At 47.1% G+C, this 14,261-nt stretch carries 10 protein-coding genes and 4 tRNA genes; 3 read left to right on the plus strand and 11 right to left on the minus strand.

From position 1 onward, the window contains the following. Nucleotide 1 precedes the first annotated feature (1 nt). Nucleotides 2-1,378, minus strand: coding sequence for a GntP family permease (locus tag L3V31_RS10800; protein WP_237316063.1), 1,377 nt, complete (start codon nucleotides 1,376-1,378; stop codon nucleotides 2-4). 153 nt (nucleotides 1,379-1,531) lie between these two features. Here L3V31_RS10800 and L3V31_RS10805 point away from each other — a divergent pair, with 153 nt between their 5' ends. Together L3V31_RS10805 and edd are read left to right on the plus strand one after the other, a co-directional pair. Beyond that, nucleotides 1,532-2,059 carry a gluconokinase gene (locus L3V31_RS10805; protein WP_237316064.1) on the plus strand — a complete coding sequence of 176 codons (528 nt, stop codon included), beginning with the start codon at nucleotides 1,532-1,534 and terminating at the stop codon, nucleotides 2,057-2,059. Next, nucleotides 2,056-3,852: a phosphogluconate dehydratase gene (gene edd / locus L3V31_RS10810; RefSeq protein WP_237316065.1), complete on the plus strand. Its 1,797-nt coding sequence runs from the start codon at nucleotides 2,056-2,058 to the stop codon at nucleotides 3,850-3,852. Before L3V31_RS10805 ends, edd begins: the two co-directional genes overlap by 4 nt. A 62-nt stretch (nucleotides 3,853-3,914) precedes the next feature. Here edd and L3V31_RS10815 read toward each other — a convergent pair whose 3' ends face one another. The 6 genes from L3V31_RS10815 to L3V31_RS10840 form a co-directional block, all read right to left on the minus strand. Continuing rightward, nucleotides 3,915-4,922, minus strand: coding sequence for a LacI family DNA-binding transcriptional regulator (locus L3V31_RS10815; RefSeq protein WP_237316066.1), 1,008 nt, complete (start codon nucleotides 4,920-4,922; stop codon nucleotides 3,915-3,917). A 225-nt stretch (nucleotides 4,923-5,147) separates the two neighbouring features. Continuing rightward, nucleotides 5,148-6,128, minus strand: coding sequence for an SPOR domain-containing protein (locus L3V31_RS10820; protein WP_237316067.1), 981 nt, complete (start codon nucleotides 6,126-6,128; stop codon nucleotides 5,148-5,150). A 156-nt stretch (nucleotides 6,129-6,284) separates the two neighbouring features. Continuing rightward, nucleotides 6,285-7,241, minus strand: a complete 957-nt coding sequence (locus L3V31_RS10825) for an ABC transporter permease (RefSeq protein WP_237316068.1) — start codon at nucleotides 7,239-7,241, stop codon at nucleotides 6,285-6,287. Nucleotides 7,242-7,243: 2 nt separating this feature from the next. Further along, nucleotides 7,244-8,221, minus strand: coding sequence for an ABC transporter permease (locus L3V31_RS10830; protein ID WP_237316069.1), 978 nt, complete (start codon nucleotides 8,219-8,221; stop codon nucleotides 7,244-7,246). A gap of 175 nt (nucleotides 8,222-8,396) precedes the next feature. Next, complete coding sequence (locus tag L3V31_RS10835) at nucleotides 8,397-9,950, minus strand: ABC transporter substrate-binding protein (protein ID WP_237316070.1); 1,554 nt, start codon at nucleotides 9,948-9,950, stop codon at nucleotides 8,397-8,399. A gap of 88 nt (nucleotides 9,951-10,038) precedes the next feature. Continuing rightward, nucleotides 10,039-11,754 (minus strand): ABC transporter ATP-binding protein, encoded by a 1,716-nt coding sequence (locus L3V31_RS10840; RefSeq protein WP_237316071.1) that lies wholly within the window; start codon nucleotides 11,752-11,754, stop codon nucleotides 10,039-10,041. A 685-nt stretch (nucleotides 11,755-12,439) separates the two neighbouring features. On the opposite strand from L3V31_RS10840, the gene L3V31_RS10845 reads away from it, so the two are divergent. After that, entirely contained in the window at nucleotides 12,440-13,165 is a 726-nt protein-coding gene (locus tag L3V31_RS10845; protein WP_237316072.1) for an HAD family hydrolase, read from the plus strand. A 543-nt stretch (nucleotides 13,166-13,708) separates the two neighbouring features. Here L3V31_RS10845 and L3V31_RS10850 read toward each other — a convergent pair. The 4 genes from L3V31_RS10850 to L3V31_RS10865 form a co-directional block, all read right to left on the minus strand. Beyond that, a tRNA-Pro gene (locus L3V31_RS10850) sits at nucleotides 13,709-13,785 on the minus strand. Between the two features lie 24 nt (nucleotides 13,786-13,809). Beyond that, nucleotides 13,810-13,885: transfer RNA gene (locus L3V31_RS10855), tRNA-His, on the minus strand. A gap of 49 nt (nucleotides 13,886-13,934) precedes the next feature. Next, a tRNA-Pro gene (locus tag L3V31_RS10860) sits at nucleotides 13,935-14,011 on the minus strand. Between the two features lie 168 nt (nucleotides 14,012-14,179). Next, nucleotides 14,180-14,255, minus strand: a tRNA-His gene (locus L3V31_RS10865). Between the last annotated feature and the right edge of the window lie 6 nt (nucleotides 14,256-14,261).

A 14,261-nucleotide genomic window follows, 5' to 3' on the forward strand; every position in this document is an offset into this window, starting at 1 on the left:
TCTAAAGAATAAAGCTTAATGTTGCGACGATAATAAACGCGATACCACCAAGTAACGTTTCCATTACCGTCCAAGTTTTTAATGTGGTTTTTTCATCCATCTCCAGCAAGCGAGAGACCAACCAGAAACCAGAGTCGTTGAAGTGTGAAAGCACCGTTGCACCGCCTGCAATCGCAATCACGATAAAGCACAGATCAAGCTCGCTCAAACCAGTGGAAGCAGCCACAACTGGCGAGATAAGAGCGGCCGTTGTGGTAAGCGCTACGGTTGCTGAGCCTTGGGCAACGCGCAGACAGGTTGAGATAACAAATGCCGCCACAATAACGGGCATACCTGTATTGGTTAATACCCCCGCGAGTGCATCACCGATACCACTTGAACGCAATACACCGCCGAACATGCCGCCTGCACCTGTCACCAGAATAACGCCACAGATTGGCGCCAGCGACTCGCCACACAGTTTTTCCAGTTTCGCCATACCGTAGTTTTTAGCAAAAACAGCAAGACATACCGTCAGCGTGATCAGCAAAGCCACCGGGGTTTTACCCAGCATGCGCAGGAATGAAACCAGTGCTGAATCGCCATCAATAACACCGGCCACCGCAAGCGTGTTAAGAACCGTGTCTAAACAGATGAGCAAGACAGGCAAGATAAGCAGCGTCATTACCGTTGCAAATTTTGGTGATTTGCTTTCATCCGCGAACGCTTCACCATCAAAGAATGCTTTGGAAAGTGGTATCTCGAACTTCTTACCCGCATAAATACCAAATAAGTAAGCACCAAGATACCAAGTCGGAATCGCAACCAAAATACCGACCATCAATAGCAGGCCAATATTCGCGCCAAGGAAGTCCGCAGCGGCCACTGGACCTGGGTGCGGAGGAACAAACGCGTGCATCACGGCAAACGCACCCGCAGCCGGTAAGGCGTATTTAAGCGGTGATCCACCAAAACGAGCAGCAACGCTCAGGATAATTGGCATCATCACCACTAAACCCGCATCGAAAAAGATTGGGAAGCCAAACATTAGCGACGCCACACCAAGCGCAAGTGGTGCACGCTCTTCACCAAAGCGGCCAATCAAAGTATCGGCCAGCACTTTCGCACCGCCCGTTACTTCTAAGATTTTGCCGATCATCGCACCAAGGCCAACCAGCAACGCAACCGAAGCTAACGTACCTCCGAAGCCACTCATCATGGTGGATACGACCTTGTCGGTCGAGACGCCCGTAGCAATGGCTGTACCCAAACTCACGATAGTCAGGGACGCAAAAGCATGGACTTTTAATTTAATGATTAGAACGAGTAACGCTGCAATAGCAAGGCCTGCAATCGTTAGTAAGTATGTAGGATCTGGGGCTTGGGCTAGCTGCTCCATAGGTTCACCTTTAAGAATTATAGTTTGTGTTTTGGTTCACATTTATTTAAGTTACCGGTAACATGTTACCGATAACATGAATAAGATAAACCCATATTTTAAAGTGAATTCAAAAATTGAGATCACGCGCAACTTTAGTTATGAGGATAAGTTATGGCTGGTAGTAGTGTCATCGTTATGGGCGTTTGTGCGAGTGGAAAAAGCACAATCGGCGAGCAACTAGCGAAAAAGCTAGGACGTAAATTCATTGATGGTGATGATCTTCACCCGCGAGCGAACATCCAGAAAATGGCATCCGGCCAGCCTCTGAATGATGACGATCGCAAGCCATGGCTAGAGCGTATTCGTGATGCAGCCTACAGTCTGGAAAGTAAAAACGAACACGGCGTGATCGTCTGTTCCGCACTAAAAAAGATCTACCGCGACCAGATTCGAGAAGGCAACGATAACGTGACTTTCTTGTTTCTGGATGGCGACATGGAACTGATCCTTAATCGCATGCGTCTTCGACAAGGTCACTTCATGAAAGAAAACATGGTGAAAAGCCAGTTTGAAGCCCTTGAGCGCCCAGATGCTGAACCTCAAACCCTAGTCGTAAGCATTGAAGGAGATATCAGTGGTGTAGTGGAACGCTCGGCAGTAGAACTCTTAAAGCAGCAACCGGTTGAGGAGGCATCATGACCCACTCCGTTATTCTCAATGTCACTGAACGTCTTATCGAACGCAGCCGTGAAGCTCGCGCTGCCTTTTTAGCCCGTACCAATATTCAGTCTGAAGCAGGTAAAGGTCGCACAGGTTTGTCCTGTGGTAACCTCGCGCATGCGGTGGCAGCGTCATGTTCTTCAGAGAAAGAAAGTATTCTCAATTTTACGCAGTCCAATGTCGCACTTATCAGTGCCTACAACGACATGTTGAGTGCCCACCAGCCTTACCAAGAATATCCAGCGCAAATTAAACAAGTCCTGGCACAATATGGGCACACGGCTCAAGTGGCAGGTTGTGTCCCTGCGATGTGTGATGGCGTGACACAAGGTCAGCCGGGTATGGATATGTCACTGTTTTCCCGTGACTTAATCGCTCAATCGACAGCGTTGTCTTTAAGCCATAATGTCTTTGACGCGACGCTGCTGCTTGGCATCTGCGACAAAATCGCACCAGGACAGCTGATGGGCGCGCTCTCTTATGCTCACCTGCCAACCGCCTTTGTACCGGCAGGTTTAATGGCCACCGGTATCAGCAATGAAGAAAAAGTCGACGTACGCCAAAAATACGCAGCGGGTGAAGTAGGCAAAGAAGCACTATTGGACATGGAGTGCCGTGCTTATCACTCTCCGGGTACCTGCACTTTCTACGGCACCGCAAACACCAACCAGCTGGTCTTTGAAGCCATGGGGTTAATGCTACCGGGTTCGGCATTTATTCACCCACACAGTAAACTGCGCAAAACACTGACCGACCATGCGGCACTGAAGATAGCGTCCATGACTGCAGGCTCCAGCAATTTCCGTCCTCTGGCTGAAGTTGTAACGGAAAAGAGTCTGATCAACGGTATTATCGCGCTACTTGCATCAGGCGGCAGTACCAACCACACCATTCATATGGTCGCCGTCGCGCGCGCAGCAGGTATCTTGCTAACCTGGCAAGACATCAGCGACTTGTCAGAGGTGGTGCCTCTACTTGCGAGTGTTTACCCGAATGGCCCGGCTGACATGAACGCGTTTCAGGAAGCTGGCGGTGTACCGGCTCTGTTACATCGATTGGATCAATCTGATCTGCTGCATCGCGATGTGAAACCAGTCTTCGGAGAGTTTTCCGAACAGATGACGATTCCATCTTTGACCGATGGCCAGTTGGCGTGGACAGCCTGCCAGCATAGTCTGGATAACGAAGTCATCGCCGCACCGGAAGCGGTATTCCAAAACACAGGTGGTACTCGTGTTTTAGATGGCAATCTAGGCAAAGCAGTTGTGAAAGTCTCGGCAGTCAAAGAAGAACAGCGCATCATCGAAGCGCCAGCGGTCGTTTTCCAGTGCCAACACGAAGTGGAGGCGGCATACAAACGAGGCGAACTCAACAAAGACTGCATTGTGGTCGTGACGCACAATGGTCCAGCCGCGAATGGAATGCCAGAGTTGCATAAGCTGATGCCGATTTTAGGTAATGTGCAAAAAATGGGCTTTAAAGTTGCGTTGGTAACCGATGGCCGACTATCAGGCGCATCAGGCAAAATACCATCCGCTATTCATGTCTCACCTGAAGCGATTCGCGGTGGCGCGATTGGTTTAGTCCGTGATGGTGATGTTATACGCGTCGATTGCCAAACGGGCGAGCTGAACAACTTAACCAACACCAGTGGACGCAAAGTCATTCAGCTTGATACTGAGTCAACCCAGAAAACATGGGGACGTGGATTTTTCGAGGTTATCCGCCACAATGTTTCCAGCGCCGATCACGGCGCGAGCTTTATTGTTTAGGGAATAAAAACAGACAAGCGGAGCACTGAGCACTCCGCTTGTCTGTATGATTCAACAACGTATTACACACTCTCACCCGCGGTAATTTCGTAGCCCATATCGACGACCAATTCTTGTTGATCTTCGCCTTTTAATCGCGCTATCAACAGTTCTGCACTCTTCTTGCCAATCTCAAAACGCGGCGTATCCACACTGGTTAATTTCGGACTGATCGTCTGGCCGATGTCTAGTGCGTTATAGCCGACCACCGCCAGTTGCTCAGGGACCTTAATCCCACGTTGCTGGGCACTGAGTATCGTACCAATCGCGATATCATCGTTGGTACAGAATACGCCATCGAGATCAGGGTAAGTCTCCAATGCACGTTCAAGTAACTCATGCGCAAGAGAGAAGCTGGAATGTTCACCCGTTAATACGTGTTTCGACTCTAAACCTGCTTCAGACATCGCACGACCATAACCTTGCATACGTAGCTTAGTTCGCGTATCCAAACGGGCACCAAAGTAGACAATGGTACGCTTGCCAGAATCCAACATACGTTTTACTGCACTATACGATGCATCTTCATGGTCCAAGCCTACCGCCATATCAATAGGCTGTTCCGGCAATTCCATGGTCTCTACCACCGGCACACCTGCATTTTTAATCATCTGCAATGTACGTGGGGTATGGTTGCTTTCCGTTAAGATCAACCCATCAACTTGATAAGAGAGTAATGACGCGATCTTGCGCTCTTCTTCTTCTAAGTCATAACTAAAGTGGGCTAAAAGCGTCTCATAGCCATTCGCTTTGGTGACCATCTCAATGCCCTGAACAAAAGAAGCAAAAATTTGGTTAGACAGAGAAGGAAGTAAAATACCGATCGCTTTACTGGAGGATTTGGATAACATCGCCGGAGCGCGGTTTTCAATATAACCCAGCTTTTCTATCGCAGCTGCGATTTTAACCCGCGTCTTCTCAGCAACGGATTCCGGATTACGCATGTAACGCGAAACCGTCATCTTTGTTACGCCAACCTGGTCAGCAACATCCTGTAATGTCGCACGTGTTTTCTTATTCTTTTGAGTCATAAATATGTGAATTATCAGCAATGTTACTAGTAACATTATGACGAATACATTGCATAGCGGCAAGTAAACTAAGAGGGTTCCTCATACCGTTCACAAAATCATGCACTTAGACGCTCCTTCAACATGGATGGAGGAGCTTCAGTAATCTAAACATCACGCACCAACGCAGAATTCTTTCAGACAAAAAAGCCCCGAATTACGGAGCTTTTTCTTTAGTACGCAAGATCACTTCACACACATCACGTTCAGCAACGAAGTGCCGGTCAATTGGTTGGGTTCGCGATCCGTAAACAAGCCTTTCTTGCCTTTACCCCAATACGGAAGTTGCAGTGGCCAATTATTCTTTTCCATCACTCCGGAAGATCTTAAAGTCTTGAACTCGTCTGACTCTGCCAACGACATCCCCAATTGCTGGCAAATCTGTGCTGCGCTTTTATAGTTGAGACGGTTCCATGGTTTGCCATATTCCATGTAGAACTGGTTATGATTCTCTATTAGATATGGCACGACATAAGTTTTGCCCTGAAGTGCAGTTTTTAAGCGAACGACAATGCCATCTTGGTTAGAGACTCTGTTTTCTGGCAAAGCTCTAGCGATGGGTTTCGCGTTAACGTGTTTAGCTGCGACAGGCTTTGGTTGAGAAGTCGTGGTTGACGGTTTAAATGCATCGGTGTTAGGTCGAACATTCGGAGCCGGTGCGGCTGGTGCTGTCCCAACCATTGGCTTCGTCACTGTCTTGGTTTGTTTCGAAGCTGAGGAACCCCCCTTCCCGACCACACGAATAAACGCTTCTCTGTAACTCGGTAAGGTTTTTACTCCACGCAAATCAGCCGCGGCTTTCGCGGGGTCCTTGTACGGACCAATCAGACAGCGATAACCGTTAGGTTCTGCTTTCATCCACACATCGGTAGTGATTTGATTATAGAGGGGCTTTGATTTGGCCAGTGACATCGGTTTTGGCAACAAACCACATTGAATCCAATAGAAATCACTGCCACCCTGCGGCACTTTCTTTCCCCATACGCCTTTGCCAATAGGGCAGGTTTGTTCAAGTCTTGGCAACGCTTTGTCGCTGGCCTGAGTCGCCTGACAAAGAAATTCATCAGCCAACACAGCTGAAGAAAACTGAGCGCAACCTAAGACCAAACCTAGGCTGAGGCTTAATTGGATACGTCGTGATGAGTGTTGTGCCTTCTTCAATTCCATACGCTTCACTCTAAACTAGTGGGTAAGGTCATCATGGCGGAAGACCGCCAAAAATCGGTGAACAAGGAATAACTAGCAAAAAAAGAGCCGGAAATTCATCCGGCTCTTAGTTTAGGAAGGAATTAAGCGTCTTAACAACACTTAATGTCTAGATTCTTAACCTTTATACAGTTTCGGGTTAAATACATCACGTAACCAGTCACCCAATAGGTTGATAACCAGTACCAATGTAACCAACACAATACCTGGGAAAGCGGTAATCCACCAAGCGCCAGAGAAGATGTAGTTAAAGCCGATACTGATCAGCGCACCTAGAGACGGCTGATCAACTGGCAGACCTAAGCCAAGGAATGACAGCGCCGCTTCCGACATGATTGCGTTTGCGACCTGAACAGTCGAGATAACCAAGATTGGTGACAAACAGTTAGGCAGAATATGACGGAACATAATACGTGGTGCTTTAAAGCCCATTACACGTGCTGCTTCTACGTACTCTTTTTTCTTCTCAGCCAGAACCGATGCACGGATAGTACGTGCGTACTGTGGCCATTCTGCCACACCGATGATCACCACCAGCATGACTACCGCATATTGGCTGTAGAAATCACTACCAAAGCTGGCTTTGAAAATCGCCGAAACGATAATAGCTACCATCATGGTTGAGAACGAAAGCTGAACATCTGCAAAACGCATTAGGAAGCTGTCGATACGGCCGCCAAAGTAGCCAGCAGACAGGCCAATGATGATCCCTAGAATCAGCTGTAGACCAACAGCCAGAAAACCGATGGTCAGGGATAAGCGAGAGCCATAAAGGATCGTCGATAAAATGTCACGACCTTGCTCATCCGTACCCAGAACAAAACGCTCATCGCCCTCTTCCATCCACGATGGTGGCAATTCCGAGTCCATAATGTCGATGGACGTTAAGTCATACGGATCGGAGGGTGCCAGAATTGGCGCAGCAAGTGCCAACACCAAGAACACCATAAATACCGTGAAACTCGCCATCGCGACTTTGTCGCGTTTAAAGTAGTACAAGAAATCCGAGTTTTTAAAACGCTGCCACGCTGAAGGAACGGCTTCAGGAGCGGCAACTTGATTTGATTGGCTCATGATTAAGCTCCTTTTCCAGTTAGGTTCACAGTTGGGTTGATGATGCCGTACAGCAAATCAACGATGGTATTGGTTACCACGAAGATCAGACCAACAAAGATAACGTAGGCAGTGATTAGCGGTGTATCTACACGGTTAATCGCCTCTAGGAAAAGGAAACCCGTACCCGGCCATTGGAATACAGTTTCGGTTAAGATGGTGTATGCCACCATTGTACCAATTTGCACACCACCAACCGTCAAGACTGGCAGCATGGTGTTTTTCAATGCATGTTGGTAATAAATCTTTTGTAAGTTCAGGCCTTTCGCTTTGGCGAACTTGATGTACTCAGAGCTCAATACTTCCAGCATTTCTGAACGAACCAGACGAATGAACAACGGTAGCATGATAGAAGCCAGGGAAATACATGGCAGGATCAGGTGCTTGATTCCATCAAGGGTAAATAAGCCCGACTCCCAACCGAGAAGGTTTGATGTTTCACCGCGTCCGTAGGAAGGCAGCCAGCCGAGCTCAATGGAGAAGACGTACATCAGCATGATTGCGGTCAGGAAAACCGGAATCGAAATGCCGACACTACTCATCGCCATAACAAATTTGGTGAAGATACTTTTCGGGTGAATCGCGGAATACACCCCAAGTGGTATTGAGAAAGCAATAATAATGAGCGTCGCGCCAAACACGAGCTCGAGCGTTGCAACCAGCTTATCAAGAATGACATCAACCGCTGGGCGCTTGAAAAAGTATGAAGTACCTAAATCACCTTGCAGTGCATTACCGACAAAGCGAGTGTACTTTGTGATAAAGGGATCGTTCAGGCCCAGTTCATCACGCAGCGCTTGACGCTCCGACTCCGAAACCGATTGACCTACAAGCTCACGCAGCGGGTCACCCAGGTTGTCCTGAATGGCAAACGCCACCAAACTGATCACAAACATCACTATCAGTGCCTGAAACAGGCGCTTGACCAGAAACGAAAACATTCCTTGCCCCTTAACTATCCATAGATCTCTAAATTTAGAGAGAAAATTCAGTCTTTAAACGGGCTCAGTCCGACTGAAATAAAACTGAGCCTGCTATTGAGCCCCACAATAATTCACTTGTCATAGGGCTCATTCAGGAGGAAGCGAACTCCCTCCTGATAACTACTCAATGTGATTATTCAACCACAAGGTCGCCAAAGTAAGGCATAACCATTGGGTTCACGATGTCTACTGCTTTCACGTTAGACTTCGCGCCCCATGCTTCACTTTGCCAGTGTAGCGGTACGAATGCTGCGTCGTTGTATAGCGTTGCTTCTACACCTTGTAGCATTTCTGCACGTTTCGCTGGATCCGTTTCAACGTTAGCCGCTTCGACTACTTTGTCCATTTCTGGGTTTGAGTAGTGACCACAGTTGTACTGACCACGACCAGTTTCTTCGTTACGAGTCATGGTTAGGAATTCGTTGAAGTTTGCAGAATCTTCAGTATCTGAGTGCCAACCGATCATCAGCATGTCAGCAGAACATAAATCAAACTCAGGCCAGTATTGCGCTTTAGGCATTGTCTTCAGATCAACCTTGATGCCGATCTTAGACAGCATAGCCGCTGCTGCTTGTGCAACTTTTGCATCGTTCACGTAACGGTTGTTTGGCGCAATCATCGTTAGCGTCAAGCCGTCTTCGTAGCCCGCTTCTTTCATCAGCTCTTTTGCTTTCTTCAGATCGTAGCGAGGAACTAGCTTGTCGTTATGACCAACGTAACCTGCTGGGCTTTGCTGACCAGCTGCCGTTGCGAAGCCTTTCATGATTTTCTTCACGATGCCTTCGTTGTTGATGGCATGCACAATCGCCTGACGAACGCGAACGTCTTTCAACGCTTCGTTGCTGTTTTGGTTCATTTGTAGCGTGATAATACGAGTACCAGGCAGTGTCACCAGATCGATACCGTCAGCGTCTTTCACACGTTGGTGATCGTTTGGCGCGACTGGGTGAATCATATCTACGCCGCCAGAAAGTAGTGCTGCAACACGAGTCGCATCTTCTTTGATTGGTACTAGGGTTAGCTTATCAACGTTGCCTTTTGACTCTTTGTCCCAGTAATCTTTGAAGCGTTCAAATTCTACTTTTACGCCCTGTTCACGTGATGTCACGATGAATGGACCTGTACCAGAAACGTGAGTTGATGCAAATGAGTTACCATGCTTCACTAGCTCAGATTTGTCTTTGCCATCTTCAGTCTTACCAGTATAGAACTTGCTGTCCATCGGGAAGATGTACGTCGCCGTTTGCAGCACAAGTGGGTAAGGTCCTTTAGTCACAAGATCAAAGGTGTTGTCATCAACTTTAACGATTTTTTCGTACGGTTCGAAGATAGATTTAAAGTCTGGAGAGTTTTGCAGACGCTCAAATGTCCATACAACGTCATCTGCAGTCATTGTGTTGCCAGAGTGGAACTTCACACCTTCACGCAGTTTGAAGCGTACTGTTGTATCGTTAATACGCTCCCAGCTTTCTGCCAGGCGAGGCTCAAAATCCATTTCCTGAGTGAAACGAACCAGTGGGTCAAATACCATGTGTGACATTTGCAGTGTACCACCAGATAGCTGCTCGTGCGGGTCAAGCGATACCGGGTCAGCAGCGTAACCAACTTTAATGTCTGCTGCCAACGAGTTAAAACTTAGTCCCGCAGCGATTAGCGCCACTGCTAATTTGCTTTTCATGGTTTTCATTTGCATAACTCCTTCATGCTGGGATCAAAGTCCCTTGTTGTGTTTGCGTCTGTTTTTATTTCAAGATCAGCCAAGCAAAAAACTTGGTTTATGCCGATTTAATCTCTTCTCTTAGTCCGGTAAACTCTGGCATTAGAGAGATCAGTTTCTTACTGTATTCATGCTGAGGAGCGGTAAACAACTGCTCAGTTGGTGCCACTTCAAGTAGGGTACCCATCTGCATTACACCGACTCGATCACACATCTGACGAATTACCGGTAAGTCGTGACTGATAAATAACATAGTCAAGTTCAGCTCACTTTGCAGATCTTTCAGTAAGTTAAGAATCTGTGCCTGTACCGAAACATCCAACGCTGATGTTGGTTCGTCACAGATCAAAAGGCGAGGTCGGGTTGCCAGTGCACGCGCAATAGAGATACGCTGACGCTGACCACCTGAGAATTCGTGTGGATACTTAAGACCAGCCATACGCCCCAAACCAACGTGATCAAGCAAGTCATTCACGATTTGACGTGTTTCTGTTTCGTTTTTAGTCAGCTTATGGAAACGAATAGGCTCAGCAATGATATCCGCTACCTTCATACGAGGGTTCATCGACGTATAAGGGTTCTGGAATACCATCTGCATTTGACGGCGAACTGGGCGACGCTCTTTTTCTGACTTCATTGCTGTCAGATCGAGGCCTTCAAATTTCACCTGACCAGAGTTTGGTTCATACAAGCCCGCAATCACGCGTGCGATTGTCGATTTACCAGAGCCAGATTCCCCCACCAGACCAAATGTCTCACCTTCATGGACTTCAAAGCTGACATTATTCGACGCTTGTACGTACTCACGGCGGTTTTCAAACAGAGAGTCTTTGGTCACGAATCTTAAGTTTACGTTTTTCACGTCCAACAACGGGCCAGTGTACTCACGTTGATCCTGACTTTGTCCTAACCAGTGGTTCTTAATGTCTAGCGACTTCATTTCTGTCGCTTCTTCGATGTAACTCACCAGAGGGAAGCGATCGAGCTTTCTGTCGGAGCGAGGAACCGCTGAGATCAAGCTGCGAGTGTATGGGTGGTCTGGGTTACCCAGAACTTTTGCTGTTGGGCCAAATTCAACAAGGTCACCACGGTACATAACTGCCACACGGTCAGTGACGTTTGAAACCACACCCATATCGTGCGTCACCAGCATACAACCGACGTTGTTCTTGACGCACAATTCACGAATCAGCTGGAGGATTTGGTCTTGGATCGAAACGTCCAATGCCGTCGTCGGCTCATCCGCAATGATCAGATCAGGTTCACCAGCCAGAGCGATGGCAATAACCACACGCTGGCGCATACCACCTGAGAATTGATGAGGATATTGTTTGAGACGGTTTTCCGGTTGAGGAATGCCCACTTGCTGCATCAGAGAGAGTGCACGTTGATACGCCTCTTCATCCGACACTTTCATGTTGGCATGAATGGTTTCTTTAAGCTGCTGCTCAACCGTAAACAAAGGGTTAAGAGAGGTCATTGGGTCTTGGAAAATAAAGCCTATCTTCGAACCACGAACCTTACGCATCGCTTCCGGAGATAAACCGGAAATCTTTTCACCATCCAGAAATACATCGCCACTGGCAACGCGACCCGGAGGACTAAGCAAATCAATAACAGCGTTACCAACGGTGGATTTACCCGCACCTGATTCGCCGACAACACCCACAATCTCACCACGTTCAATTTGGAACGAAAGAGATTTCACGGCTGCGTGAACACCGTGTCGGGATGGATACTCAATACGAAGGTTTTTCACTTCTAATAGTGGCATTTCAGACCTCTACTACCTTGTCTGTGTGGCATTGAATCACGCCCTCCTAGGACGCTATTCATCGCCTGAATGAATCCGTTCAAATTCAGAATAATACTCTGAAATTTTAATGCGGACACAATTTGGCAAAAATCACACAAAAAAGCAACAATTAAAGTATTTTCCGCCATAAAAATGTTAATTGAACGCATATTTGGCGAATAAAAATGCATTAACAAGTATTTAACCATTTTCATATCAACCTATTTTTGTGCGCTGTGCACCAATAAAAGCAGGAAAATGCTCTAGATTTATGCAAAAAATCAACATCAGCTATAGCAAAATTATTCATGGGTTATAGTTAACATTCAGCAAACAATATCTGGCATGAAATCGATCTCTTAGGCATTAAACTCCGCATAAAAATAGTAGGGAGAGATAAAAAACCAAGTATCAACAACACTATCTACAAGTAAAACGTGAGTGGTTCTGCAAAAAAGATTAATATTCTATTTTAGGTCAGTTATTCAGATTTGGTGGTTAAACATACAACGATTGACGCTGAAAATCGTCCATTTAGGTTTAATCAATTTAGAACAGCTAGCTCTATCATGCTGTGGTTTTAAGACTTTACGATGCTAGCGAGCATGAGATAATAGCTTGAATAGAAGCCCCAGTAGCAAAGTTGTAAATGATAGGAGCCCCTGTGCTGAAAGCGATTTTTTTTGATATGGACGAGACTTTATGTGGCACATCTCAAGCCGATAAAGTGGCAGGGCAAGAATTTGCCAATTGGATGAAAGAAACCTATCCACAGCTCGCGGATTCTAATGCCTTCTTACAGCGCTACTTACAAGGCGTGTATAAAAAGCTCAATGCAGAGTTCCCTCAACTTGTAGCCTTGCTGCCGGATGAAAATGCATTCCGTTGTGGCCTGATAAAAACCATCCTAGCAGAACAAGGTATCGAAATAAGCACAGAGCAAGCCCAACAAGCGCAAAACTTTTTTGATACTGCACGCATGAAAGCTTTTTCCTTCCTACCTGGGGTACAGGAAATGCTGGTTGAACTGCGCCAACACTACACTCTCGTCGTGATCACTAACGGCCCAATCTTCTCTCAACATCCGAAATTAGCCGCGACAAACATGAGTGAATGGGTCGATCACATTATTGTCGGTGGCGAAGAGCCTGAAGAAAAACCAGCGGCAAGCATCTTCCACAAGGCTCTCAAACTAGCAGACGTTAAGCCAGAAGAAGCGCTTCATATCGGTGACTCTTTAGCAGCAGATATAACGGGCGCTAACGATATGGGTATTCTTAGCGTTTGGGTTAACCCAAAAGGTACCGATAATCCGACGGATATTGAGCCAGACTACGAAGTAAAAGACACTGTAGAGCTAAAAGAAATCCTCAAAACGCTCGCCCAGTAAAATGGATTGAATGGTAAAAATACAAAACCCCAGCCACTGCGCTGGGGTTTGTTTTATCTGCTAAAAAAGCTTTTGGGTTACTGGTGGTCAAAAGCACTTTGGCCTGACAATTAAGACTTTTTGAATGATGTTCGATGAAGAGGGATTTGATACGTTCGAGTCTTCGGCGACTGGGCGTCCAGCCCCCCGACCTTTTTCAATCAATGCATAAAACCCAGAATGCAAAAAGGCCCCGATATTTCTGTTGCGGACGGCTAGTCGAGGCCTTCGAATGGCGGTCGGTGAAGAGCGAGAATCTGAACGTCAGGCGACCCCCCGACCCTTTGGTCCGCTATATTTCAAAGAATGAGATGCGCGACCAAGCTGCGCTAGTCACGAGCTAAAGACGTAAAAAAGCCCCGATATTTCTATCGGGGCTTTCTAATGGTGGTCGGTGAAGAGGGGTTCGATCGAACTGGCGCTCCAGCCCCCGGCCCTTTGCAAACAATGACTAAACTCAGAATGCAAAAAAGCCTCAACATTTCTGTCGAGGCTTTCGAATGGTGGTCGGTGAAGAGGGATTCGAACCCCCGACCCTCTGGTCCCAAACCAGATGCGCTACCAAGCTGCGCTATTCACCGAGCATGTATTCTTTAAAGAAAGAATGGGGTGGCTAACGAGACTTGAACTCGCGACAACCGGAATCACAATCCGGGGCTCTACCAACTGAGCTATAGCCACCATCAAATTGTCATGTTTACCGCTTACTGTAAGCCATAAACTAAAATAGTGGTCGGTGAAGAGGGATTCGAACCCCCGACCCTCTGGTCCCAAACCAGATGCGCTACCAAGCTGCGCTATTCACCGACGATATATTTTTTTACTTGGTTTACGTTTAAGAGGGTCAACCCTCTGGTCCGCTTATTCCAAGAGCCAGGATACGCTACAAAACGTTATTCACCGACTTATGTTTTATCTCGACTCTAAATCAAGACAGGAAGCAATGCTACCTTGTTCTTCCTAAAAAGGAAAGAATGGGGTGGCTAACGAGACTTGAACTCGCGACAACCGGAATCACAATCCGGGGCTCTACCAACTGAGCTATAGCCACCACTGA

Source organism: Vibrio sp. J1-1, from assembly GCF_021728395.1.
Classification (GTDB): Bacteria; Pseudomonadota; Gammaproteobacteria; order Enterobacterales; family Vibrionaceae; genus Vibrio.